Below are 23180 nucleotides of genomic sequence, written 5' to 3'. Positions count from 1 at the left end.
TCGTGGTGTTCGACCCGCGGCTGCCCGCGCCGCCGGCTCATGTCACGAAGGGTTCCCGCCATGTCCCACGCATCGCCGATTGCCGACCCTCCAGGTGCGCCTCGCGGCGACCGCGTGGAGACTCCGGAGGAGCGGCTGGACCGCAACTGGAACGAGCTGCTGCAGGAGCTCCGGGTGATCCAAACCGGCACCCAGATTCTGACCGGCTTTCTGTTGGCCGCTGTCTTCCAATCCCGGTTCGAGGAGCTCGATGACTTTCAGCGCAACAGCTACCTGGTTCTGGTGGTCACCTCGGTGCTCACGACCCTGGTGGGACTGGCGCCGGTGAGCCTGCACCGGGTGCTGTTCCGGCAGCACGCCAAGGGCCGCATCGTGCGCTACACCGACTATTTCGTGCAGGCCACCCTGGCCGGCGTGGCGATCACCGTCGCCGGCATCGGTCTGCTCATTTTCGACGTGGTGCTCGGCCGGGTGTGGGGTCTGGTCTTCGGGGTGCTGATTCTCATCGCTGTCGTCATGCTGTGGATCGTGGTGCCGCGCCTCATCCGGCGGTCGGCTTAGCCGCCCGTCGCCTCAACCTGGCTTATCTCGCCGGGGGCCTGGGTGGGGGCGGGCGCTGTCGTGATCGCCTGAACGATTCGTTCCACTCCGAAGTCCCAGGCCCGATCGATGTCGCCGCCGAGCTGAAAGCCGCCGTTCAGTTCCAGCGTGATGAAGCCTGCGGCCCACGCCGTCAGCGTGCGGGCGGCCTCGAGGGCGTGCTCCTCGCCGGCGAGGTCGCGGGCGACCCGAAGGAGGGGCGCGCTCAGGGCCACCCGGAAGGACCGGTCGGCAACCGGGGTGCCGGCCTCGGGAGTCATGACCAGCTGGAACGCGGCGGGCTGCTGCCGGCCGAACGCGCGCAGCAGGTTGGCGAGCTGCGCAGCGGTCGTGGCGATGGCCAACCGCTCGGTGAGTTCGGTCAGCGTGGTCTCGGCCACCAGCTGGATCAGCCGGTTGCGGCTCTGCACTCTTTTGTACAGGGAGGGTGCGCGCACGCCCACCCGGTGGGCGACGGCCTGCATGGTGATGCCGGCCAGCCCGTCCTGCTCGAGCAGGTCGCGTGCCGCGAGCACGATGGCGTCAAGAGAGGTGCGGTCTGGCGTGGGCATATCTGAAGTATAGCTATTGACGGTAGCCATGATGGCTATGTAGCATAGCCATCATGAAACTAGGTCCTCACCTCCATCGCATCGGCAACGACATCGTGGCCGTCTATCTCATTGACACTCCCGAGGGGGTGACCGTGATCGATGCCGGCCTCGCCGGCCTGTGGCGTGAACTTCTGGCCGAACTCGTCAGCATGGGCCGCACCCTCGCCGATGTGAAGGGTGTCATTCTCACGCACGGCGACAGTGATCACCTCGGCTTCGCCGAGAGACTGCGGCGCGATCACGGGGTGCCGGTCTACGTGCACCCCGGCGACGCGGACCGTGCCAAGGGCGGCGCCAAGCCGGCGACCGCCCGCCAGTCGATGAAGCTGGGGGCCACCCTGGGTTTCGCGGCCTATTCGCTGCGCAAGGGCGGGATGCGCACCACCTACCTGACCGAGACCGTGGACGCGCACGACGGGGAGACCCTCGACCTGCCCGGGGCGCCCCGCATCATCGGCCTGCCCGGCCACTCGGCGGGCAGCATCGCCATCCACGTGCCGATCGCCGATGCGGTCTTCGTGGGCGACGGCCTCACCACCCGGCACGTGCTCACCGGCACGATGGGGCCCCAGCCGGCGCCGTTCACGGATGAGCCGGACCAGGCGATCGCATCGCTGCGGGCGCTCCTGCCCACGGGGGCCACCTGGGTGCTGCCCGGCCACGGCACGCCGTGGAATGCCGGCGTCGCGGCGGCCGTCGCCGCGGTAGAGGAGACGGCCCGATCCTGATCGGGTGCCGATAGGGTGACGTATGACCGTCGCTCCCGCAGTGCTCGCTCCCGCAGTGTTGCTCGCCGGCCCGCGTGGGCGCCGATTGTGCCTGGAGTGGGCGCGGACCTGGTCTCAGAACGACGATGAGCGGCTGAGCAGCGCGATCTTCTACGCCGCCCACAATCTCGACCCGGGCCGGGGAGTCTCTCGAGTGCTCTTTGGGGTCGGCACCGACGGCAGTGATCGCGACGCCGATCACGGGTCCAAGCCTCCTGCCCCCGGCGACGTGGCGCGGCTGCTGGCGGACGCTCCGCTCACCGAGCCGGACGGCCCTACCCTGATGCCGGCGCTCGCCGCGGCCGTGGGTAACGCCCGCTACTGGGAGCCGCCCGACGGTGAGGATGTCCTCGCCGCGGCGCCGGACATGCGTGCGGCCCTGGCTCGCGTGGCGCACCTCCTCGCCGGGTCGCCGCACGCCTCCTGGTGGACCACCCCGGTCGGCGACCCGGCTGGCGACCCGGCTGGCGACCCGGCTGGCGACACTGCGCAGTGGGCCGTCGAGTTCGCCGGCACCACGGTCGACGGCGAACCGGTGCGCGCGGCCGCCGAGATCCTGGAACTCTCCCGCGTCGGCCGGGCCGAGGAGGGGGAGCTTGCCGAGCGCGACTGGCCGGCCGACCCGCGCGCGTCGTTCAGCGGCCCGTGGTGGTCCAAACCGCCGTCTGCCCTCACCCGCACAACCCGCGCCCTGGCCGGCGGGGGGCCTGTGGGACTCGCCCTGGTCGAAGACGCCCTGGGCTGGGATGCAGCCACGGTCCATCGGATCAACCTGCCGCGTGATGCACGCGTCTACGAGATCGATGGCCCCGACGACTGGGCGTACCTGTGCCGGCGCTACCCGGTCCGCGTCACGGCCGCACGCCGTCAGGTCTGGTACCAGACAACCGGCCGTATCGGGCTCTGGGTCATGCCCGACTGGGCGGCAGTGGCGCAGGACGTCGACGCTGTGCACCTCACGGTCGCCGGCTATCTGGCTACCGCCGGACGCGCCATCCAGGTGGCTGACGACTTCGCCACGGTGCTGGCCGGCTGGGACCCCGACCAGACCTATTGGCTCACCGACGTGGACCATGCCCCCGCCACCGCCCAGGTGTGGCACCGGGGCGAGAGCGACTGGACACGCGCCGTCGACGCCTGACCTCCACGATGACACCACCGGGTGTTGACATGACACCACTGTGGTGTCATGATGGTGGCATGGAACTTGGACCGTACGTCAACGACCTCCAGCGCCAGCTGGTGGATGCCGCAGAGTATGGCGCTGAAGACACTCGCGCCGTCGCCGAGCGTCTCGCCGCCGGACTGGATGCCGCTGCACGGCTCGTGCTCCTGGACGTGCTGTCGGCCGCGGTCGGGGAGATCACCCGCGAACTCGCCCCCGGCTCGGTCGACCTGAGACTGCGCGGCCGCGAGATCGAATTCGTCGTCACGGCGCCGCACATCGAGCCGGAGACCGATGAGCGGGCCGCCGCATCCGTCGAACTCGACGAGGTGAGCACCTCGCGCACGACGCTTCGCCTGCCGGATGCCCTCAAGGCACGCGTCGACGAAGCCGCCGCGGCAGACGGCCTGTCGGTCAACACCTGGTTGGTGCGCGCGACCGCGGCCGCCCTGCAACCCAAACAACGCCGCACCGCGCAGCGCACCCTGCGCACCGGCGACAACTTCGCCGGCTGGGCGCGCTAACCCGCCCAGCAGGCCGATACCACCAGCTCCGCGCACCAGCGGAGTCGGTCCGTTGTACCCAAACGCATAGCTCAGAGAGGGACGCATCAGCATGCCCACCTATTCAACCCCCACCCCCATCGATGTCGCCATCCACCTGCCTGTCGGCGCGATCGAGGTCATTGCCAGCGAGCGAACAGACACCGTCGTGACGGTGTCACCCACCAGCCCGGCCAAGGCGGTCGACCGTCGCGGGGCTGAGGAGACCACCGTGGAGTTCGACGGTCAGCGGCTCACGATCACCGCTCCGAAGCCACGCTTCAGCATCATCGGCCCCAGCGAGTCGGTGGACATGCTCATCGAGTTGCCGACAAGATCGCGGCTCACGGCCGAGATCTCCTCGGGCAATGTGCGCGCGACCGGACGTCTCGGCGCCACCCGCGTCAAATGCTCGAATGGCGCGGCCGAGATCGACAGCACGGGCGACCTCTGGCTGCGCGCCGGTAACGGCAACGCCACCCTCGGTGCCGCGGAGGGCGACATCGAGATCACCGCCGACCACGGTCAGATCCGCATCGGCACCGTCACGGGCGACGCCAGCCTCAAGGCATCACACGGCAGCATCACGGTCGGCCAGGCCGGCGGCGACCTCGACGCGAAACTCTCCTACGGCGACCTCGAGATCGCCCGGGCGCTCGCCGCGGTATCGGCGAAGACGGCGTACGGCAGCATCCAGCTGGGGGAGATCTCGAGCGGCTCGGTGCAGGTGGAGAGCGGCTTCGGCCAGATCCGCATCGGCGTGCGTGCGGGCGTTCCGGCCTGGCTCGACCTGGCCGCCAAAAACGGACGACTGCGCAACGAACTCGCCGGCGACAGCGCCCCGGACCCGTCCGAACAGACCGTCGCGGTGCGTGCCCGCACCGCGTTCGGCGACATCGGTATCCACCGTGCACAAACCGAAACGAGGGGAATGACACCATGACCACCACCGCGATCGCCGTCCACGGACTGCGAAAGCACTACGGCAGCAAGATCGTGCTCGACAACGTCGACCTCACCGTCGCTGCCGGCACCGTCACCGCACTGCTCGGCCCCAACGGCGCCGGCAAGACCACGACCGTGCACATCCTCTCCACCCTGGTGCGGCCGGACGCCGGCTCCCTCATCGTGGCGGGATGCGACGTGGTGCGTGACCCGGATGGTGTGCGGGCCGCGATCGGCCTCACCGGGCAGTTCTCCGCTGTCGACGGCCTGCTCACCGGGGAGGAGAACCTGCTGCTGATGGCTCGGCTCCGCCACCTCGGCGCAAAACGCGGCGCGGCCCGGGTGGCCGAGTTGCTCGAGCAGTTCGACCTCGTCGAGGCCGCCCGCAAGCCGCTCGTCACCTACTCCGGTGGCATGCGCCGTCGCCTCGACCTGGCGATGACCCTGGTGGCCGCACCGAGCGTGATCTTCCTCGACGAACCCACCACGGGCCTCGACCCGCGCAGCCGGCACACGATGTGGGACATAGTGCGCGACCTGGTGGCTGAGGGCACCACGGTGCTGCTCACCACCCAGCACCTCGAGGAGGCCGACCAGCTCGCCGACCACATCGCGGTGCTCGACGGCGGTCGCATCGTCGCCGACGGCACGCCGGACGAGCTCAAAAGACTCGTCCCCGGCGGGCACATCCGGCTTCGATTCGCGGATGCCGCGGCGCTCGACACCGCCGCCCGCCTGCTCGAGAGGTCAGAGGCTGACGACACCGGGCTCACGCTCACCGTGCCCAGCGCCGGCGGCGTCGGCGCACTGCGCGCAGTGCTGGACCGGCTCGACGCGGCCCACCTCGAGGTCGACGACCTCAGCATCCACACCCCCGACCTCGACGACGCGTTCTTCGCGCTGACCGGCGCGAAGACCGTGCCCGGCCGGGCCGACAGAAAGGAACGTGAGTCATGACCACCATCACGGCCCCGCGCCCCACCGCGCAGGGCCCCCGTCAGTCCTACGTCGTCGCCGATGCGATCACCATGCTGCGGCGCAACCTGCTGCACATGATCCGGTACCCGGGCCTGTCCGTGTTCACCATCGTGGGGCCGGTGGTGATCCTGCTGATGTTCGTGTTCGTCTTCGGCGGCACGCTCGGCGCCGGCCTGCCGGGCGTGGACCCGGCCGGTGGCCGCCAGGCGTACCTCGCCTACGTGATGCCGGGCATCCTGGCGATCACCATCGCCGGCACAGCCGGCGGTACCGCCACCACGGTCTCGATGGACATGACCGAGGGCATCACCGCGAGGTTTCGTACCATGGCGATCTCCCGCGCGGCCGTGCTCGCCGGGCACGTGCTCGGCAACACCATCCAGGCGATCATCGCCGTGGCGCTGGTGCTCGCCGTGGGTGTGCTGATCGGCTTCCGGCCCACCGCCACCCCACTGGAGTGGCTCGCCGCCTTAGGCATGATCGCGCTGATCGCGTTCTCCGTCACCTGGCTCGCCGTAGGCATGGGGATGCAGGCCAAGTCGGTGGAGACGGCCAGCAACCTGCCCCTCCTGCTGGTGCTGTTGCCGTTCCTGGGCAGCGGATTCGTGCCGACCGAGTCGATGCCGGCCGGTCTGGCGCTCTTCGCCGGGTACCAACCGTTCACGCCCATGGTCGAGACCCTGCGCGGGCTGCTGCTCGGCACCCCGATCGGCTGGAACGCACTTCTCGCACTGGGCTGGTGCGTGGTGATCACGATCATCGGCTACGCCTGGTCAATGGTCATCTACGAGCGTAAATCGGTGCGTGCGTAGTGGAGGCCGGCCACGTACTAGCAGTACAGCTAGCGCGCGAAGTAGCCGCGGTAGTACTCGAAGGTCCAGCCGACCAGGGTCACCACTCCCAATCCCACGCCGATGATTGACACCCAGAAGCCCACCGCGAGGCCGAGGAAGATGAGGCCAAGCGAGGCGGCGACGAGGATGGGCCACCAGCTGAACGGGCTGAAGAACCCGGACTCAGGGTCGCCGTCGTCGATGTTGGCGTTGACGTTGTCTTCGGGAAGCTCCCCGCCCTGGGCGTTGCGAACCCGGCCGAGGTAGAACGCGATGAACGCGGCCAGGACACCGCAGAGACCCAGAGTGATCGTGCCCACCCACTCGATCGGCGTGCCCGGGCCGCTGCTGGATGACGGCGCGAGCCGCTGTGAACTGAAGATCACGCTCCACACCGTGTAGCCGGCGGTCGCCACGAAGAAGAAACCGGCGAGAATCCAGAACAGGATGACGTTGGCTCTCATGGGCGCGAGTCCTTTCCAAGACGTCTTTCCACACCGTGCGGGACCGAACGAGGGCATGCACTGGGCACACTACGGCGGCATCGGACCGAATCCAGGGGGCTGACAAAAACCCGGTGAGGTGTTAGGCGCCAATGCGGCTGAGCGGTCGGCTAGGAGGGTTTGCTCAGGGGCATCGGCAAAACTAGGGTCCCAGCAACCCAGAAGGGCCTCTAGTGAGCAATTTCCAGCGCATTCTGAACATGGCATCACGAGCCCTCGACAGATCGGGGCGCTCATCGACCACCGGCTCCGGCAACGCGGACTGGCGCGATGTCGTGCGCGGCGCTGCCGACAAGGTCACTGGAGACTCTCGACCTGCCGCCGCGCAGCCCACCCAGCCTGCCCAGCCCACGCGGGCCCCGCAGCCGGCATCCGCTGCCCGGCAGAGCCCGGCACCAGCCCAGCCGGCCGCGTCAGCGCGCCCCGCCGACCCTGACGACGCGGCGGCTATCGCCCGGTACGACTACCTTCTCAAGACCGCGCAGCCCGAGCAGCTGGAGCAGGTGCACCGGGATGCCTTCGCCCGGCTGACTCCCGCGCAGCGTGACCAAGTCAACGCCGATCTGCGCGCGGGGCTGCCGGCCAGCGAACACCCGGCATCCGCCGCGCCCGGCGACCTCGCGCGCGCCGCCGCCCGCGGCGAGGCCCACAACCCCGGTTTTCTGCGCGGGCTGTTCGCCAAGTCCAACGGGCGCGGAGCGGCCGGCGCCCTCGCCGGTGTCGGGGTCGGCGCGGTCGCAGGCGCCGGACTGGGAGCGGCCGGCGGGTTGCTCGCCGCCGTGGCCGGTGGCGCCGTGCTCAGCAGTGCGGCCGCACCGATCCTCGACCAGGCCGCCGGGCTCGGCGTGGACTTCGAGAACCTGGCCGGCGGCCTGGGTGACCTCAGTGCGGGTGCCGAGGACTACGCCGGCGCGGCGGGTGACCAGTTGAGCGAGCTCGGTTCGAACGTCGAAGCGCCCGCACTCTCCGACCTGGCCTCGAACTTCGAGATCCCGGGGCTGGGCGACCTCGGTCGGCTCTTCGGCCGGGAGGGCTGACCGCGCGCCCGTAACCCCGGTCGTAGCCCCGGCGGCCGTCTTGTAGCCTGAGCGGATGATCAGAGCAGAGCCCGAGAACGCGCAGGACACGGCCCACGTCGTAGTGTGCGGACCGGTGTCCTGGAACACCCTGGTCTATCTCGATCAGCTGCCGGAACCGCGCCCGCACGTGACATTCGCCCTGGAGGATTTCGAGACCGTCGGCGGCACGTCCGCCGGCAAGGCGCTGCACCTGACCGGGCTCGGCCGCACGGTCGCCTGCCAGACCGTGCTCGGCGACGACCCCGCATCCGGCCGGGTGCGCGCCGTCTTGGAGGCGACGGGCATCCGGGTGAGCGCGCCTGTGGTGCCGGGCGCCGGCGAACGGCACCTGAACCTGATGACCCGGGCGGGGGAGCGGGTGTCCGTCTATCTCTCGGTGCCTACGTTCATCGACCCGGATGCGGCCGCGTTCACGACGTTGACCCGTGGTGCCGCGGCCCTGGTGATGGACCTCTCGGAAACCTCCCGGGCACTCCTGCCGGCGGCGGCGGCGACGGGCGTGCCGATCTGGACCGATATCCACGACTACGACGGCCAGGCGGAATTCCACCAGCCCTTCATCCAGTCGGCCGACTACATCTTCATGAACGGCGACGGCATGAGCGACCCGGCGGCCTTCATGCGCGCCCGGGTGGACGCCGGCGCCACGGCCGTGATCTGCACCCTCGGCGCCGACGGAGCTGTGGCCGTCGACGCCGACGGTCAGCACCGGGTGTGCGCCGTGCCGGTGCAGGTTCGGGACACCAACGGGGCCGGCGACGCGTTCTTCGCGGGGTTCCTCAACGCCACCCTGGCCGGCGCATCCACCGCGGACGCACTCGCCGCCGCCGCCTCCCAGGCCGCGGTGGCGGTGGGCACGAAGCATCTGCACCCTGCGCTCGACGTGCTGCTTCCCTAGGGTTGCTTCTCTGGGGTTACTTCTTCGGGGTTACTTCTGGGAGAACCTGTTCGCCTCCATGCCGGCGATGCGCCTGGCGTGCTCCGCAACGACATCGTCAGCGACCTCGTGCCCGCCATCCGCGAAACGCTGGCGCAACGCGGCCAATACCTGCGCCTCGTCGTGGCCGGCCAGGTCGGCTTCCTGCTGCAGCAGGATGCCCGCCACCTTGTCGTTCTCGGTCGTGCTGTGCTGGTCCTGAACCGGTTCGTCCTGGGTGTCGTTGCTCATGCTGTTCTCCGCTCGCAGGTACTCGTTGGCCCATTCTGCCCCACGACCGGCCCCCCAACCGGGGAATCTGCCTCTTCTGCCAATTCTGCAGGCCGAGCGGCGCACGTTTATGAGGAGAACGGCCGCAAATAAGGAACCTGTGGCCGAACCCGTCCTTGTAATCTCACTTTTTCCTTATAACCCGGTGCTCGGGTCTGCTGTCGTGCGGGCCGGCGACCTGTCGCGTAGCCTGAGCGGATGAATGCGGAGTGGATGAATGCGGAGCGCCCGACCAGCATCCTGGCCGGCGGCAACATGAACGAGGTGAGCCGGGATGGCGACACCGTCCTGCGCACCGCCGGCCCCTGGACCCCCACCGTGCACGCCTACCTGGACTACCTCGCCCTGGCCGGTGTGACCTGGGCACCGCGACCGCTCGGCGTGGAAGGCGACCGCGAGCGGTTGACCTTCATCGACGGGCACGTGCCGGTGTACCCGCTGCCCGAGTGGGTGTGGGCGGAGCGTCTGCTCACCGAGGGCGGCCAGTTCCTGCGCCAACTGCACGACGCCAGCATCGGCTTCGCCCTGGACGACCGGATCTGGCAGTCGCGCACGAAGGTGCCCAGCGAGGTGATCTGCCACAACGACTTCGCCCCGCACAACCTCGCGTTCACCGACGGCCATCTCATCGGCGCGATCGATTTCGACATGTGCTCACCCGGACCGCGCCTCTGGGACCTCGCCTACTTCGCCACCCGGGCGGTGCCGCTCACCGGCTCGACTCCGCCGGACGCGCCCGGGATGGAGCACGCCCGCCGGCGCACCCAGCTGATCCTCGACGCCTACGGGTCGGATGCGACCTGGGCGGATGTGCTGCGGGTCGCGATCATCCGCCTGCACGACCTGGCCGACATGTCGAGGCTGAAAGCCGTGGAGCTGGGCAAACCACATCTGCTGGACGAAGCCGAGGGGTACGCCCGTGACGCCCTGTTCCTCAGCGACTGGAACGGCTGACGGCGCTTCCGGTACCACTCCTCATCGACCTGCGAGAGCCGGGAGGGGATTGAGCTCCTCGCCGAGTCCGTAGTAGCGCTGGAAGTTCATGATCAGCGGCCGCCACAGGTCGGGATCGATCCGGTTCTTCGTGCTGCAAAGCCGGATCGACTCGTGCACGTGCACCCGGGTTAGCCGGGCCTTGAAGACGAACGTGTCGCCAGCGCCCGGACGGTGTCGCCGGGGCGCGAGTGCAGCTCGGCGCGGCCCATTTTGTCGGCCTCGTGCCGATAGCCCACGGCCGCGTTGTCGGCCGGGACCGGAAAACGACCGGTGGTCAGGGCCATCCGGTAGACGACGTCGACCTGATGGCTGGCCGGCAGGTTGATCACGCACTGGCCGGTGCTCAGGAGATTCTGCGCGGTGATCGGGCGAACGGATGCGGACAGCTGGCTGAGCCAGCACGGCGCCGACTACGGGCTCTGTCAGATCTACGCTAACGAGATGTGGCACTTCGAATTTGCAACGGAGCCGGGCGGGGACTGCCCCGAGCAGCTGCCGAACGCCGCCGGTTAGCGCTGGGTCGCCTGATAGCGTCGGGGATCATGTTGCCTGAGCACTGGATCGAACACCGCCGCGAGGATCGCGAGCCGGTGGGCTGGATCGTGCCAGAGGGCGACGGCTTCCGCCCGGTGGATCGCCTGGGTCGTTGGGTGACTGCGGAGCCGGTCGACTGGGTGGCGGCCGAGGAGATTCTGGAGGACCTGGGGATCGGCTTTCTCGCCGATCGGTACCTGCTGCGGCTGCCGGACGGCACCGAACGACCCGTGCGCATCAGCGAAGCGAGCGGCGACGGGATCACCGTCGTGGCCGACGAGTACGGTGCCGCGTCTGCGGTGGGGGCCAACAGCGACCGCTACCGGCTGCCCTTCCCCGCGCCGGACGAGCTCCGCACCGAGTGATCGCGGATCTCCCGGGCCGGGGTCACGAGAGCGCCACTACCGGCTCAGAAGTCACCGACCGCTGATGGCGGCATCGACCGCGCTCCCGATGCGGCGCAGGACTGCCAGCTCGTCAGGCTCGAGCCGGTCGATCAGATATTCACGCACCGCTGCGACATGCCCGGGAGCGGCGGCCACGACTTCCGCGAGGCCGGCATCGGTCAGGGTTGCGCTGGTGCGCCTGCCCGCACCGGGGATACGAGCGCGGGACATCAGCTCGCGCTTCTCCAGCCGGCCGACCACGTGAGACAACCTCGACAGCGATGACGCTGTCCGGGCGGCCAGGTGGCTCAACTGCATTGTCCGGTCGGGCTCCTCGGACAGGACGGAGAGGACCATGTATTCGAAGAACGTCATTCCGGACTCGCGCTGCATCCGTGCATCGAGCGCCGCCGGCAGGCTGATCATCAACGCGGAGTTGGCGAGCCAGGCCTCCCGTTCATCGGCGCGCAGCCATCTCGTCCCCAGTTCGTCCATTCCACCACCCTACACAACGTTATTGACGCATCAAGTTCATATATGGTGGTTGTTGATGCATCAAGTTGGGGCGGCTCAGACGAGACGCTCGCAGACAGGCGCCCCACCAGGACCGGAAGAGATATGAACACCAGCAAGCTAGGCAATCTCCGGGTCTCACGCATCGGCTTCGGGGCCATGGGGATGTCCGCGTTCTATACCGGCGCCAGACAGGGGGACGCCAGCTCGATCCGCACGATCCATCGCGCCCTCGACCTCGGGGTCACCCACATCGACACCGCCGAGGCGTACGGCCCGTTCCTCAACGAGGAACTGGTCGGTCGGGCGATCCGGGATCGCCGTGACCAGGTCGTCCTCGCCACCAAATTCGGGACTGTGTCACACGCCGGTCACTCCGGACTCAACAGCACACCGGCCAACATCCGCCTGGCGGTTGAGGGATCGCTGAAGCGACTCGGAACAGACCACATCGATTTGTACTACCAGCACCGGGTGGACCCGGACACCCCCATCGAGGAGACCATCGGGGCGCTCGCCGAGCTGGTCACCGCCGGAAAGGTCCTGCACATCGGACTGAGCGAGCCGAGCGCCACGACGATCCGCCGCGCCCATGCTGTGCACCCGTTGGCTGCGGTCCAGTCCGAATACTCGCTGTGGACGCGTGATCCGGAGGCCGAGGTTCTCCCCGTGCTTCGCGAGCTCGGGATCGGCCTGGTGCCCTACGCCCCGCTCGGACACGGATTCCTCACCGGTCACATCCGTTCGCTCGACGGCCTGGACGACAACGACTGGCGACGCACCAATCCGCGCTTCATCTGCGGCAACCTGGAACGCAATCTGCACATCGCTGACGAGGTGCAGGCGATTGCCGCGGAGGTCGGCGCAACCCCGGCACAGGTCGCCCTGGCCTGGTTGCTCGCCCAGGGCGAGGACATTGCCCCCATCCCGGGCACGACCAAGATCCCGCGGGTCGACGAGAACACGGCAGCGGTCGATGTGCACCTGACCGTGGAGCAGCTCGCCCGACTGGACGCTGTACCGGCTCCCTCCGGTCAGCGCCACCAGGAGAGCGACATGATGACCGTCAACCGCTGACCGTCACGCCCGACACACACCACACCAAACACACCACAGGAATGGAACTGAACATCATGACAGGACAGCAGATTAGGGTCGGCATCATCGGTGCAGATACCAAGGCGAGCTGGGCATCCGCCTCTCACATCCCCGCGCTGGCCGCGCAACCTGACCTCATCCTGGCGGCGGTGGCAACGCGCCACGAGGAGAGTGCCCGAGCCGCGGCCGAGGCTTTCGGCGCCGAGCGCTGGTTCTCCGACCCGCTGGAAATGATCGCCGATCCCTCGATCGACGTGATCACCGTCGCGGTGAAGGTTCCCGCCCATCGCGACCTTGTTCTTGCCGCTCTCGCGGCGGGCAAGGCCGTGTACTCGGAGTCCCCGCTGGGTGCAACACTCGAGGAAGCTGAGGAGATGGCGGCCGCCGCAGGATCCCTGCACACCGCGATCGGCCTGCAGGGCGCGCTCAATCCTTCCGTGCGTCGCGCGGCAGAGATCATCGCCGGGGGAGGTCTCGGCCAGGTGCTCTCGGCACGGGTCACAGGCACGACTTTCGGCAACGGTCCGGAGTCGATGAGCGCGTACGAGTACTTCGACAAGGCCGCGGCGGGCGCCGGCTTCATGCAGATTGCTGTCGGGCACGTCCTGCAGATCGTCGAGACCGTGCTCGGTGACATCACCGACATTGATGCGCGCACGGAACTCCTCTGGCCGGAGGTCACGCTTGCGGACACCGGCGAGACCACTGTTCGCGAGGTGCCCGATCACTTGGACGCGATCGTCAAGACGGTCTCCGGGGCGCCGGTCAACATCCAGATCCTGGCCGGCGTCCCGGTGCCGGACGCCGTTTTCGACCTGCAGGTGCGTGGCGCGGAAGGGTGGCTGAGGTTGACCGGCAACCACCCGGCGGGCGTGCAGGTCGGTGACCTGACATTGACGTCGAGCGTGGATTTCGCCGCGCCCGATGCGCCGGTTGCGAACGGCACCGGTCCAACGGCGGCAGCGATCTGGAACGGCGCGTCGATCAACGTCGGCGAGGTGTACGCCAGCCTGGCCCGTGACATCCGGAACGGGACGTATGAGACCCCAGGATTTGATCGCGCCGCTCACAACAGCCGCCTGGTCGCTCGCGTCCAGCAGGCCGCCACAACGGGCGTCCGGCAATGAGCAGGGGCGTTATGAAGCTTTGTGGAGCGGATGACGGGAATCGAACCCGCGCTATCAGCTTGGGAATTAGATCCAAGCTCTGTCAGGATGCCCTAAGTTCCGCGTGTTTGCAACGAAGCTGAGGGTTCGTATTGAGCGCGGTTTAGCGCTGTGTGCCCCTATTTAGCGCCCTTAGGGGCGCGCGAAGGGCACGGGATTTAGCTGTGGTTAGCGAAGTACTTGTCGCGCGCTTGGTTCAGAGTGGACTGAAGATCTGTGTCGGAGTCAGCCGCGCCCCAGAACATCTGGTGGTTCACCGCTCCCGACTTGTGGTCCACGAAGACGTCCCAGGGGACCTTGGTTCCCTTGGTGCCCGCAATGGCCCTGCCGAGCCCGGCCTGCTGGTCGCGGCCAGGCCAGAAGTAGCTCTGGCCGCCCTCGCTGTGGATGCCGACCGGCTCTCCGACCATTGTTTTCTGAATTAGGTACAGCATCAGAAGTCCTCCATCGCGATTTCTATGGCCGTGGCCTTGGCCTGATCCATTGGCTTCAAGAGGTACCGCCTCTCGTGGGTCGTGAGGACCCAGCCATCGTCCCGGATCTCGATGGCAGTGGGGATGAGAACGATGTCCTTGTTGGGAAGTGCCCAGCCGAGCAGGCCGATAACCGGCTCGTCCTTGACCTCGAAGTGCACGACCTCGAAGTGCTCCTTTCCCTCAGGGAGGACATACGCGGCACGGGCGGGGAAGGCCGCGTAGAAGCCTTCCAGACTCACTTGCTGGGCCATAGTGTCTTCACCTTCGTGATCGTCGTCTTTGAGCCAGCTTGGGAGATGAGCCGCTCCTCAAGGGGCAGTCCTGGGTGGGTGGCGAGAGTGACCGCTTTCAGCTCCTAAATCAGCTCCACTCGGAGGAGACGTCCCAGAACTGACCGGGGGCCAGCTTGCGCTCCGATATTTCTTTGTGGAGGTCAGCGTAGAACTTCTCTACTGCGGCCTGTTCGGCCTTGGGGACCGGGTAGTCGGCGATGAACTCCTCGACAGTGGTCTTCTGCGCGATGGCGACCTGGATCCTATTCATCATGTCTACGGTGAGGAATAGATGTTCGCCGAATGCTCTCGGATAGTCCTGCTTTGCCTTGTGGGCAGTGATCTCGTCTAGATCTACCCGACCGGAAAAGATATCGTCAGCGAGGTGGGGAGCGACATTTATCCATGTGCTGGTGCTGTCGTCCCACCGCTCCTGGCGATTGGTTGCTGGAGCCCACCGAAATAGCCTGCCGATGTCCTCTTTGACGTAGTAATCGAAATCCATGAGCGCCCCCCTGCTCTCATTTCTATTCTGTCGGGTCGGACGGCAATTGACCTAGCAGTTAGTGCTTTGGACCTACGTGCGGGCGACTCGGGATTGTGTCGTGGGGGCTTTGTCGTGGGCATTTTGAATGCTGGACACAACCGCTCGTAGTCACGGTGGTCGATCAAGCTTCAGCGGCGTAGCACTTGATATGAAACCAACTTCTTCTCCGCAGAATCCGAGGCTCCGCGACGTCCCTGAGGCGGCTGAATACCTGCACGTCAACATCCACTTCGTTCGACGCCTGGTACGAGACCGCAGGATCCCCTTCGTTAAGCTCGGCCACCTCGTACGGTTCGACACTCGGGACCTCGATGCCTTCGTTGACGCGGGTCGACGACCGGCAATCTCGGTCTAGCTCTGTCGATGGTCATCCCACCGCCAGAGGGCGGCACGCATCGGGTCCAGTTCAATAGATCCTCACTCTCTGTCCATCTCAATGACAGACCTAAAAGTGTTCTCCCTCTCACTGCAGCTCTTCAACAGTTCATCTTCGAGCACAGCGAGATGGAAGCAATGAAGCACTGCAGCAAACGTAACCCTTGCAAGCGGAGGTTCTGTCCATGGTGCGCTCGCCGCGTCACGGCAAGCACCCGCCGCAGTGTCCAGCCGCTGGCGCTCACCTACAACGAGGCCATCGCCTGGACAAGTACAACCGAGAGCTTTGGCACCTTCGACGAAGGCTGGGAGGCACAGCGTATGGTCGTGACACAGTTTCTCTCCAACCGCTGGCTCACGAAGCGCACGAGCGCCTGGATGCGCGAAACGGAAATCACACACTCTGCTGCCGGTTGGCACGTTCACACGCACTGGTTGCTGTTTCTGGAAACGAGCCGCCACGCAGAGGTTGCGCTCCTGCTCATCGACGTGCCCATCCGCTGGTGCGAAGCGGCCCGGCAGAAGGGCGTAGGAGCGTCCCTGCGGGGTCAGGACGTCAAGGTGCACTCTGACGTACGCGGCAGCGTCAAATACGCCACGAAGGGCATCATGACCGCCTCCAAGCGCGATGGGCACCAGACCCTCGCCGAGATCCTGGCGGAGTACCAGAAGGGCGACGCGGATGCAGCCGATCTCTGGCTGGAGTTCGCGAAGTTCTTCGCACAGAAGAAGCGCCGAAATTGGCGCGCCACCGGCGGTGCCTTCCGTGGCCCCGGTGGGAAGAGTTAGCCGAAGCTTCCGTCCCGCAGAGTTGGTGTGATCGAATTCTGAAGGATGCAGTCGGAGTGCTGGCTGCGGATTCAAACAGGGCTGTTGCTCGTTTTCAAAAAGGAATGTAATCCGAAGGCCAACGATTTGTGTAATCCGCTGATTACATGTGGCGACCTGGAGTCTGCCGTGGGCGGGCGAGACCACTGATGCCCTCCTCGATTGGACTTTGACGCGGTAGCCGAAACATCCACTACATGCATGCCCGTCCAACCACTAGACACGGAGGCAGAAGTTGTGTCGCTGTCTACGACTTAGACACGATCGGTTGGGCTTGATGTCTAGGTGCTGGACGCGCTGAATCCGCTGAATTGTGCCTCCCCTTCGGAGACGACGCAGACCCGCGGCGCTGCCACCTCACCCACAGCCGAGTGTTACCAGCCCCATGCTCCAGGTCGACTAGTGCGCAATGAGGCCGACCGTCTTCGGGAACGTGCTGGCGAGGCGGCTTGCGCGTTCGGGGGACCATTCGCGTGCGCGTCATGTGTCGATTGCGGCACGTTCTTTGCCAGACATCCGAATCGCCATTGCTGCCTGATTCGGCCCGATAGGTTCGAAATATGGATCAACGTCCCTGGTCAAACACCCAACTCAAGAGACTGGGGAAGTCGATTCGGTCCGGCGAACCGCTCCCTGCGAACGTTCCTTCCTTCGACGAAGTCATCGTCTGGTACAACGAACTGAACTCAAGCGTCCAGAAGAAGATTCAGGAGATCGACTGGACACCTCTTCTGGGTGCGCGCGTACCAGAGGTCACATCGAGAGCGAAAACGATCGACACTCTGCGCGAGAAGTTGGTGCGTCACCCTCGAATGTCTCTTGGCACAATTCAGGACCTGGCAGGCGTGCGATTTGAAGCCGAGATGACCCTCAGCGAGCAGGACGCCGTTGCGAATGCGATTGCCGGCCTGTTCAGGCACGAACCGGAGCCACCGTGCTTACACGACCTCCGCAATGATGCTCACAGCGGTTATCGAGCAGTGCACCTTTGGCTAATGCTGAGCGGCCCAGTCGAAGTGCAAATTCGCACTCATTTGCAGGGCGAATGGGCGAATATGTACGAGGCGGCCGGAGACCTATTCGGTCGAGGGATTCGATATCGCGAAATGCCTGAAGAGTCGGTTCCGAAAGCAATCGTTGAAGGTCTACAAAATCTCTCCACGAGTGACATCGCCAATTTGGAAGAGGAAGCGCAAGCGATTCAGCAGCTTGAGCTGCAAATTGCAGAGACCCCTCCAAAAACACTTCCGATTCTGCTGCGGAAGGGCACCAAGTCATACAGGGAGAGCCAAGCAAAGCGGGCTAGATTGGATCAACTACAGCAGAAATACGAAGCGCGTGAGTCACAAGTGCGCCTGGGCCTCTCCAATATTCGCGAAGCTTTGATCAACGCCAAGATAGGGAAATGACATGCCGGGCTATCTCGTCATTTACAACAGAAAGTCGCGAGACTGGAGTGTTCAGGAATTTGAAGGTCCGGACGGTCACAAGCAGGCGCTTTTGCGGAGGCTGGAACTTGAACATGAGCGGACCGATTTCGACATCGAAATTGCGTCCCTGAACAGCGAATCACTCGATAACGTCAAGAGGACTCACTCGCGATACTTTGAGGGACGCGAACGGCTTTTCGCATAGCCTGCATAACAGTCATAACCCTGCAGGCGAGGGTCAGCGCATGTTTCTCGCATTCTGCATGCGCGAGCTGAACTGGGCAGTGAGTAGCGACCGATCTAAGCCAATTAGATTTGACTCGATTCGCCACTAGGCCGTGTTTCTAACACGCACATTCACCGTACGAGGGACATGCCGTGGCCGACACCTCGGGAACCACCAAGAGCTTGGTTGGCTGTCCTCGGAGACAGGTGTCTGAATATCCATCTTTGATAGTCGTCCAGTGATCAGGCCAGATGACTGCCAGACGATATAGGCCAGTGAAACGATCAACCCGAGGTAGAACCACACCTCCACTCCTCTGATCAGGTTAAACAAGCTCCCCTCATCCCCAATTATGAGTACGAGCAGGACGGCCACGAATATCAGCCAGATCACGCTCACGCCGAGTGCAACGCTGGACACTGCAAAGTTCGTTCCGGTCATCTTGGCCCGATATTTGACCAGACGTTGAGCCTGGCGGAGTGCCGAGGCTTCGAACTCCGTCTTCTCGGCACCCGAAGGTAGTTGACTGGCAATCGCTGAATCCGCATTGAGCCGACGAGTCCACCGAACAGTGGGCCGGAAATTCGCGGCCACGAAGATCGCGGCTGCCGCAGCAACTCCCGCACTTGCATCGGCGAAGACGGTATCGAATGTCATACGCACAGGCTATTGGCTCCTGTCGGCGGCATACGACGGTGACCAGCAGAATGGGAAATGCCCTCATCTGGGCTCGATTCATTTCTTCTCAGAAATGGTCGTTTCTCTGCGACAAGGTCGAGGGGCTTCAGACGGGCGGAAACCGTGCGGATCAGTCTCTCAAAACTCATCTCTTTATTCACCGGCCTCTACGGGTTATGATAGACCAGTATTGATAATCCGGAGGAGTCCCATGGTTGATGTTGGATATGCACGGGTAAGCACGGCGGATCAGAGCCTCGCGCTTCAGGACAAGGCCTTCGCTGATGCGGGGATAACGAAAGTTTTCAGGGACCACGGCGTAAGCGGAACACTCGCCTCACGTCCAGAGCTGGACAAGGCGCTCGAATACGTGCGCGAGGGCGACGTACTCGTCGTGTGGAAGCTGGATCGCCTGGGACGAAGTACGAAGAATGTCCTCGAGACGATCGACCAGCTCAAAGCAAACGGAGTGGGCTTCCGCAGTATCACCGAGGGACTCGACACGACAGGTCCGATGGGGCAGGCAATGCTCACCGTCCTCGCAGCCTTCAATCAGTTGGAGCGAGATGTCATCATCGAGCGCACCCGCGCTGGCCTTGCGGCGGCAAGGGCGCAGGGACGAGTGGGCGGTCGCCCCAAGGTCCTGGACGTCAAGAAGACCAACACCGCCAGGACCCTCTATGAATCTGGCAGCCACACGGTTGCGGAGATCGCCGACATGCTCGGGGTTGGCACCGCAACGGTGTACCGATACTTGTCAGCAAATCCGACGGCCTCATAGGGCCGAGCGAGATTCGACCTCCGCGTTGAAATTGCTGGCGCAATCCGTGGCTGGGCGCAATTATGGACACAAGCGATGGGGGATCGTTCATGACGTTGTACGCAGTGCACTATGCCTGGATAGATGACCACGCAACCAAGGCTCCAGTAGGGATCTGGAGCGAGGGTGGTGTGTCGTTCTACCCCGCCGAGATGGAGAGCCATCGAAAAGGGGGCGGTCAAGCCGAGACCGAAGCAGCAAATATGCTGTGGCCCCATTGGGTCCAGAAGAGAGTTGAATTTGGGTCCACGTACGGAGCGAGCTGGCGTGCGATTGAGTCCGACGAGCCAATGGCCACGGTACTCGCGGAGGTGCAGTTCCTATTTTTCGCCGTGGCTCACCCAGTGAAGAAGATTCTGATCCCTGATGGTGAGAAAGAAGGAACAAAAGAAGATTTTGAGAGTCTAGAAGTAGCCCCTGACGCTTCGGAAGAAGAAGAAGAAGAAGGGGAAGGGCAAGGAAGAGAAAATCAACCGGCTCAACGTTTCATTCTCGCCCAGAGCTGGTGGGTAGGTGCCGAACTGGTCAGACGGCATCCTGAACTCATCCTGCACGAGAGCCATCCAGGCGGTGGCCAGTACGACGTTCTTGCGGCTTTCACATTGCCGCATGGCAAGGCCTTGACTCACGTCATGCTCAACAGGGCGGGCACGATTCAGGTGCAGATCCTCGACGGACACAACGGCGCACCGGAGATGACCAGGATCGGAACATGGGCGGAGGCCCTCAGCGCCCCGAATCCGCACGAAATGGTGAAGCGTATTGAGCATGCCGCGCAGTTAGCGACAACGACGAAGGCGAAGAGCGCTCCGCGGGCCCTCGCCTACCGATTCATCGCGACACTTCTCACTATGACGGTGAATGACCGGCATGTCTGGGACGCGAGAAACGACTTCATTGACACCTCCGGCGATGAATGGTGGCCTGGCGATCCCGAGGTGCATGGATTCACCGACGGCTTCCCTGGAGCGCGTGAGGACTTCCCATCCACTCCGGAGATTGGCCTGTGGCAGGAGCCGAATTCACACTTCTGGGCGCTTCTGCGCGATGAGAGTCCTGTGGCCCTCGTGAGCATCGAGGGGCGCGTCTACCGCAAGGGCGCTCGGCTCGACCTCGCCCACGAATATGCAGCGAACGGACGACGGATGCTTCCTCTGGTTGCTTGTATTCTCGGTGATCTCCTGGTCTGAGACGAGAAGGAAGCTGCAGCCATCTGAGCCCCCGAGGGACGGTACGACAGCGATCGATCAGAGTTGGCTAGGCCGCTGGGCGCTTCGCTATATCGGTTCCCAGTGCCGCTAGGAGGGGCGTGTGACCGACACCGACGGCCTTGCACATCTCCTCAAAATGGGAGCCGTCTGCGCGGCGCATGAAATCGAGCGCCGCCCTCAGTTCTGCCTCTACTGAAGGAAAGTCCAGGGCAGAGGTTGGGCGCGGTTCTTCTCTGTGTGACTGACTATGCATGAATTTAACTACTCGGCGGGATAGGACGCTGTCGATTGAAGACGCCCGCGTGATCAAATCGACTTTCTCTTGAAAGCTGCTTCCGTTTGGTGCCCGGAACGAGATGAAACCTTCGAGGAGCCTTCGGGCAGCGTTGCCCAGGAGTGGGAGCGTTTCATGGTCGCCGTCTCGGACGGCCTCAGCCACTTTGAGAAACAGATAGTGGTACTCGCTAGGGTGCTGCAGAAGGCTCGAAGGCATCTTTCGAAGCGTGCTGACGCGACTGTTACTTGTGGGGTCCACCGATGCGCGGATCTCCAGGATGGAGACCGCTGGGAACGCGCGCTCGTTCGAGTTGTTTTCGCGTATCTTCTTCTCTGAGCTTTTCCGGGCGTTCGCGCGCTGTCCGAGTTGGAGACGGAAGTACTCGTAGTCGTGGGTGAGCACGACGACTTGGGCAAACAGGTCTGTGCGTTCCTCGGCGAGAGCAAAGCCTGCGAAGAGCGACTCTTTGTCCATGCTCGACACTGGATCATCAATTACGACGATCGTCTGTGCGGGATCGATGCCTTCGCTCTCAAGCGACCGGAGGAAATACGCGAATGCAATCGCGTTTCGCTCGCCCTCGCTCAGCCGCTTCGCTCCTTTGTTTCCTCTCTGGACCAAGTAGCCCTTCCTATCCTTGGACACTGAGATTCTGAGATGTCCGTGTCCGAAATGCTCCCGAAGATCTGCGTCGATCTCGCTCGCCATACGACCCGTGTCTTCCTGGACTTCCTCAAGTACGCCAGCTCGCGTTTGGAGAGACTTCTCGCGCCGGTCGAGAGCTGAAGCCGCTCGATCCGAGAGCACAAGTCGACTCTCGCAGCGCCTGTATGCAACTCCGTGGGCTGCGCCGAAATGATTCTCTACGGCAGTCTGAGCTTGCTTCTTTCGCTCTGCTTGTTTGCTGCATGCCGCATTGTTCTCGTTGATCAACCGCAGTAGCTCGGTGGCGTTAGCTTCCAGAAAATCGGCGGTGAGAAGTTGTTCAGTGCTGAGGGGTTTGAGAGGGTCGGCCAGCCTCGATTCGATACGAGAGATGGCGGTTTCAATCTGTGTTTGGAGCGCCGTTCCGAGCTCCAGGAGTCTTGTCACTTCATTCTGGATATCGCCTCGGTGGTTTACGAGGAGCGAGTCTGCAGTGGGGAGAGCGTGGAACCAAGCTTTGATTGCATCGCGAATATCAGAGAGGTACACGACTGCATTCTTAAGGCGCTCCCGGAGGGCGTCCAGGGCTTCGCTGAAGTGTCGTGCATACGCGCCCAACGCTTCGACTGTAACGGTCCCGTCCTGACAGAACATGCAAGCGTCGTCCGCCTTGTGCAGTTGCACGCCGGCTTCGATCCAGTCGGCGAGAGTTGTGTTTGCCGCTAGGCGAGGAATCGACTCCGACTCCACAGTTACGCCCAACAACTCGTCGTTGATTGTCTCCTTGAGATTCTCTGCCAGAGTCGGCCAAGCCTCCGGTAAAGCAGCGCGATTCGACAGCGGAGATTTGGCGATCTCAGTTTCCTGCATAAGCTCGCTTGGACTTAGACAGACTGCGGAAGAATTGTGAAGACGAGCCTTGGCCAAGGTGACCTGAAACCTCGTGGGATTGTAGAACGCCGGGTCGCTCGCGCTGAGTGCGGCGATGACCTCACTTTTCACTTCCTTCTCAGTCGTCTCGCGTTGGGCAGCGAGCGACCGTTTCATGATTGTGAGACCCTCCCGGCGCTGCTTTAGCGTGGTGAGGGATGAGCGCACGCGCTCAAGATCGCGCGCAGCGGAGACGTTGGGTGCGCCGAGCTTCAGAATGGTCGGTGACTCGCCTGATCCGTCCAAAAAAAGGCCAAGCGACTCTTGAACGTAGTAACGGTTGTAGACGAAGAGCGCCCAAGGGAATCCTCGATCGCCGATCTGAACTGTACTTGTCGAGCCTTCTCTGCGGATCGACGCGGTCGTCGTTACACCTTCGGTATCACCGCCGCTTGACGCCAGGCGTAGCACTTCCGAAAATGTGGTCTTACCGCTTCCATTGCGCCCGTAGATGACCGTACGTCGGCCCAGCAAGCAAGCAGATCCAGCGTGATCAAAGGGTTTCGAATTAAGTCCACGAAAGGCCGCACTGGTGGTGAAGCTACGAAGCATCTAACGCG

28 protein-coding genes are annotated in these 23180 nt (G+C 64.3%); 18 read left to right on the top strand and 10 right to left on the bottom strand.

The window, feature by feature from the left end; translation table 11 throughout:
• The first annotated feature begins 60 nt into the window (after positions 1-60).
• Positions 61-561, top strand: a complete 501-nt coding sequence (locus BJQ95_RS18650) for a DUF6328 family protein (protein WP_130176700.1) — start codon at positions 61-63, stop codon at positions 559-561.
• Here the strand turns inward: BJQ95_RS18650 and BJQ95_RS18645 are convergent.
• Positions 558-1151 carry a TetR/AcrR family transcriptional regulator gene (locus BJQ95_RS18645; protein WP_130176701.1) on the bottom strand — a complete coding sequence of 198 codons (594 nt, stop codon included), beginning with the start codon at positions 1149-1151 and terminating at the stop codon, positions 558-560. The two genes, BJQ95_RS18650 and BJQ95_RS18645, sit on opposite strands and share 4 nt — an antisense overlap.
• 53 nt (positions 1152-1204) lie before the next feature.
• Here BJQ95_RS18645 and BJQ95_RS18640 point away from each other — a divergent pair, with 53 nt between their 5' ends.
• The 6 genes from BJQ95_RS18640 to BJQ95_RS18615 all read left to right on the top strand — a co-directional run bounded on the left by BJQ95_RS18640 (position 1205) and on the right by BJQ95_RS18615 (position 6402).
• Positions 1205-1921 carry an MBL fold metallo-hydrolase gene (locus BJQ95_RS18640; RefSeq protein ID WP_130176702.1) on the top strand — a complete coding sequence of 239 codons (717 nt, stop codon included), beginning with the start codon at positions 1205-1207 and terminating at the stop codon, positions 1919-1921.
• Between the two features lie 22 nt (positions 1922-1943).
• Positions 1944-3101: a hypothetical protein gene (locus tag BJQ95_RS18635; RefSeq protein WP_130176703.1), complete on the top strand. Its 1158-nt coding sequence runs from the start codon at positions 1944-1946 to the stop codon at positions 3099-3101.
• 59 nt (positions 3102-3160) lie between these two features.
• Positions 3161-3649 carry a toxin-antitoxin system HicB family antitoxin gene (locus BJQ95_RS18630; RefSeq protein ID WP_130176704.1) on the top strand — a complete coding sequence of 163 codons (489 nt, stop codon included), beginning with the start codon at positions 3161-3163 and terminating at the stop codon, positions 3647-3649.
• Between the two features lie 91 nt (positions 3650-3740).
• A complete protein-coding gene (locus tag BJQ95_RS18625) occupies positions 3741-4610 on the top strand; it encodes a DUF4097 family beta strand repeat-containing protein (protein WP_130176705.1) in 870 nt (289 codons plus the stop codon).
• A complete protein-coding gene (locus tag BJQ95_RS18620) occupies positions 4607-5569 on the top strand; it encodes an ATP-binding cassette domain-containing protein (protein ID WP_130176706.1) in 963 nt (320 codons plus the stop codon). Before BJQ95_RS18625 ends, BJQ95_RS18620 begins: the two co-directional genes overlap by 4 nt.
• Entirely contained in the window at positions 5566-6402 is an 837-nt protein-coding gene (locus tag BJQ95_RS18615) for an ABC transporter permease (RefSeq protein WP_130176707.1), read from the top strand. The genes BJQ95_RS18620 and BJQ95_RS18615 overlap by 4 nt, the downstream gene beginning before the upstream one ends.
• A gap of 29 nt (positions 6403-6431) precedes the next feature.
• Here the strand turns inward: BJQ95_RS18615 and BJQ95_RS18610 are convergent, their stop codons facing one another.
• Positions 6432-6887 (bottom strand): cytochrome c oxidase subunit 4, encoded by a 456-nt coding sequence (locus BJQ95_RS18610; protein WP_130176708.1) that lies wholly within the window; start codon positions 6885-6887, stop codon positions 6432-6434.
• Between the two features lie 212 nt (positions 6888-7099).
• On the opposite strand from BJQ95_RS18610, the gene BJQ95_RS18605 reads away from it, so the two are divergent.
• Positions 7100-7963, top strand: coding sequence for a cation-transporting ATPase (locus tag BJQ95_RS18605; RefSeq protein ID WP_130176709.1), 864 nt, complete (start codon positions 7100-7102; stop codon positions 7961-7963).
• A gap of 55 nt (positions 7964-8018) precedes the next feature.
• The gene (locus BJQ95_RS18600) at positions 8019-8903 is read left to right on the top strand and encodes a carbohydrate kinase family protein (protein ID WP_130176710.1); all 885 of its coding nucleotides are present in this window, start codon (positions 8019-8021) and stop codon (positions 8901-8903) included.
• Positions 8904-8933: 30 nt separating this feature from the next.
• On the opposite strand, the gene BJQ95_RS18595 is transcribed toward BJQ95_RS18600, so the two are convergent.
• Positions 8934-9173, bottom strand: coding sequence for a hypothetical protein (locus BJQ95_RS18595; RefSeq protein ID WP_130176711.1), 240 nt, complete (start codon positions 9171-9173; stop codon positions 8934-8936).
• A 237-nt stretch (positions 9174-9410) separates the two neighbouring features.
• On the opposite strand from BJQ95_RS18595, the gene BJQ95_RS18590 reads away from it, so the two are divergent.
• Positions 9411-10166 (top strand): phosphotransferase, encoded by a 756-nt coding sequence (locus tag BJQ95_RS18590; protein WP_240694635.1) that lies wholly within the window; start codon positions 9411-9413, stop codon positions 10164-10166.
• Between the two features lie 170 nt (positions 10167-10336).
• On the opposite strand, the gene BJQ95_RS18585 is transcribed toward BJQ95_RS18590, so the two are convergent.
• On the bottom strand, positions 10337-10537 hold the full coding sequence (locus BJQ95_RS18585) for a hypothetical protein (protein ID WP_130176712.1): 201 nt from the start codon (positions 10535-10537) through the stop codon (positions 10337-10339).
• Positions 10538-10750: 213 nt separating this feature from the next.
• Here BJQ95_RS18585 and BJQ95_RS18580 point away from each other — a divergent pair, with 213 nt between their 5' ends.
• The gene (locus BJQ95_RS18580; RefSeq protein ID WP_130176713.1) at positions 10751-11107 is read left to right on the top strand and encodes a hypothetical protein; all 357 of its coding nucleotides are present in this window, start codon (positions 10751-10753) and stop codon (positions 11105-11107) included.
• A gap of 51 nt (positions 11108-11158) precedes the next feature.
• On the opposite strand, the gene BJQ95_RS18575 is transcribed toward BJQ95_RS18580, so the two are convergent.
• The gene (locus BJQ95_RS18575) at positions 11159-11623 is read right to left on the bottom strand and encodes a MarR family winged helix-turn-helix transcriptional regulator (protein WP_130176714.1); all 465 of its coding nucleotides are present in this window, start codon (positions 11621-11623) and stop codon (positions 11159-11161) included.
• 123 nt (positions 11624-11746) lie between these two features.
• Here BJQ95_RS18575 and BJQ95_RS18570 point away from each other — a divergent pair, with 123 nt between their 5' ends.
• The gene (locus tag BJQ95_RS18570) at positions 11747-12718 is read left to right on the top strand and encodes an aldo/keto reductase (RefSeq protein WP_130176715.1); all 972 of its coding nucleotides are present in this window, start codon (positions 11747-11749) and stop codon (positions 12716-12718) included.
• Between the two features lie 41 nt (positions 12719-12759).
• Positions 12760-13866 (top strand): Gfo/Idh/MocA family protein, encoded by a 1107-nt coding sequence (locus BJQ95_RS18565; RefSeq protein WP_256041463.1) that lies wholly within the window; start codon positions 12760-12762, stop codon positions 13864-13866.
• 197 nt (positions 13867-14063) lie between these two features.
• Here BJQ95_RS18565 and BJQ95_RS18560 read toward each other — a convergent pair whose 3' ends face one another.
• The 3 genes from BJQ95_RS18560 to BJQ95_RS18550 form a co-directional block, all read right to left on the bottom strand.
• Positions 14064-14339 carry a hypothetical protein gene (locus BJQ95_RS18560; RefSeq protein ID WP_130176717.1) on the bottom strand — a complete coding sequence of 92 codons (276 nt, stop codon included), beginning with the start codon at positions 14337-14339 and terminating at the stop codon, positions 14064-14066.
• On the bottom strand, positions 14339-14632 hold the full coding sequence (locus BJQ95_RS18555) for a hypothetical protein (protein ID WP_130176718.1): 294 nt from the start codon (positions 14630-14632) through the stop codon (positions 14339-14341). Before BJQ95_RS18555 ends, BJQ95_RS18560 begins: the two co-directional genes overlap by 1 nt.
• Positions 14633-14741: 109 nt before the next feature.
• Positions 14742-15158, bottom strand: a complete 417-nt coding sequence (locus BJQ95_RS18550; protein WP_130176719.1) for a hypothetical protein — start codon at positions 15156-15158, stop codon at positions 14742-14744.
• Between the two features lie 127 nt (positions 15159-15285).
• On the opposite strand from BJQ95_RS18550, the gene BJQ95_RS19610 reads away from it, so the two are divergent.
• The 3 genes from BJQ95_RS19610 to BJQ95_RS18540 all read left to right on the top strand — a co-directional run bounded on the left by BJQ95_RS19610 (position 15286) and on the right by BJQ95_RS18540 (position 17812).
• Entirely contained in the window at positions 15286-15555 is a 270-nt protein-coding gene (locus BJQ95_RS19610; RefSeq protein ID WP_205750052.1) for a helix-turn-helix domain-containing protein, read from the top strand.
• Between the two features lie 149 nt (positions 15556-15704).
• Positions 15705-16364, top strand: a complete 660-nt coding sequence (locus BJQ95_RS18545) for a protein rep (RefSeq protein WP_130176720.1) — start codon at positions 15705-15707, stop codon at positions 16362-16364.
• Between the two features lie 599 nt (positions 16365-16963).
• Positions 16964-17812 (top strand): GTP pyrophosphokinase family protein, encoded by an 849-nt coding sequence (locus tag BJQ95_RS18540; RefSeq protein ID WP_130176721.1) that lies wholly within the window; start codon positions 16964-16966, stop codon positions 17810-17812.
• A 352-nt stretch (positions 17813-18164) separates the two neighbouring features.
• Here the strand turns inward: BJQ95_RS18540 and BJQ95_RS18535 are convergent, their stop codons facing one another.
• Positions 18165-18716 (bottom strand): hypothetical protein, encoded by a 552-nt coding sequence (locus tag BJQ95_RS18535; RefSeq protein ID WP_130176723.1) that lies wholly within the window; start codon positions 18714-18716, stop codon positions 18165-18167.
• A 232-nt stretch (positions 18717-18948) separates the two neighbouring features.
• Between BJQ95_RS18535 and BJQ95_RS18530 the strand changes: the two genes are divergently transcribed.
• Both BJQ95_RS18530 and BJQ95_RS18525 read left to right on the top strand, forming a co-directional pair.
• Positions 18949-19518 carry a recombinase family protein gene (locus BJQ95_RS18530; protein ID WP_130176724.1) on the top strand — a complete coding sequence of 190 codons (570 nt, stop codon included), beginning with the start codon at positions 18949-18951 and terminating at the stop codon, positions 19516-19518.
• 89 nt (positions 19519-19607) lie between these two features.
• Complete coding sequence (locus tag BJQ95_RS18525; protein ID WP_130176725.1) at positions 19608-20747, top strand: hypothetical protein; 1140 nt, start codon at positions 19608-19610, stop codon at positions 20745-20747.
• A gap of 67 nt (positions 20748-20814) precedes the next feature.
• Here BJQ95_RS18525 and BJQ95_RS18520 read toward each other — a convergent pair whose 3' ends face one another.
• The gene (locus BJQ95_RS18520) at positions 20815-23172 is read right to left on the bottom strand and encodes an AAA family ATPase (protein ID WP_130176726.1); all 2358 of its coding nucleotides are present in this window, start codon (positions 23170-23172) and stop codon (positions 20815-20817) included.
• Between the last annotated feature and the right edge of the window lie 8 nt (positions 23173-23180).

The organism is Cryobacterium sp. SO1 (assembly GCF_004210215.2).
Classification (GTDB): Bacteria; Actinomycetota; Actinomycetes; order Actinomycetales; family Microbacteriaceae; genus Cryobacterium.
This window is presented reverse-complemented; position numbering and strand designations above follow the sequence as displayed.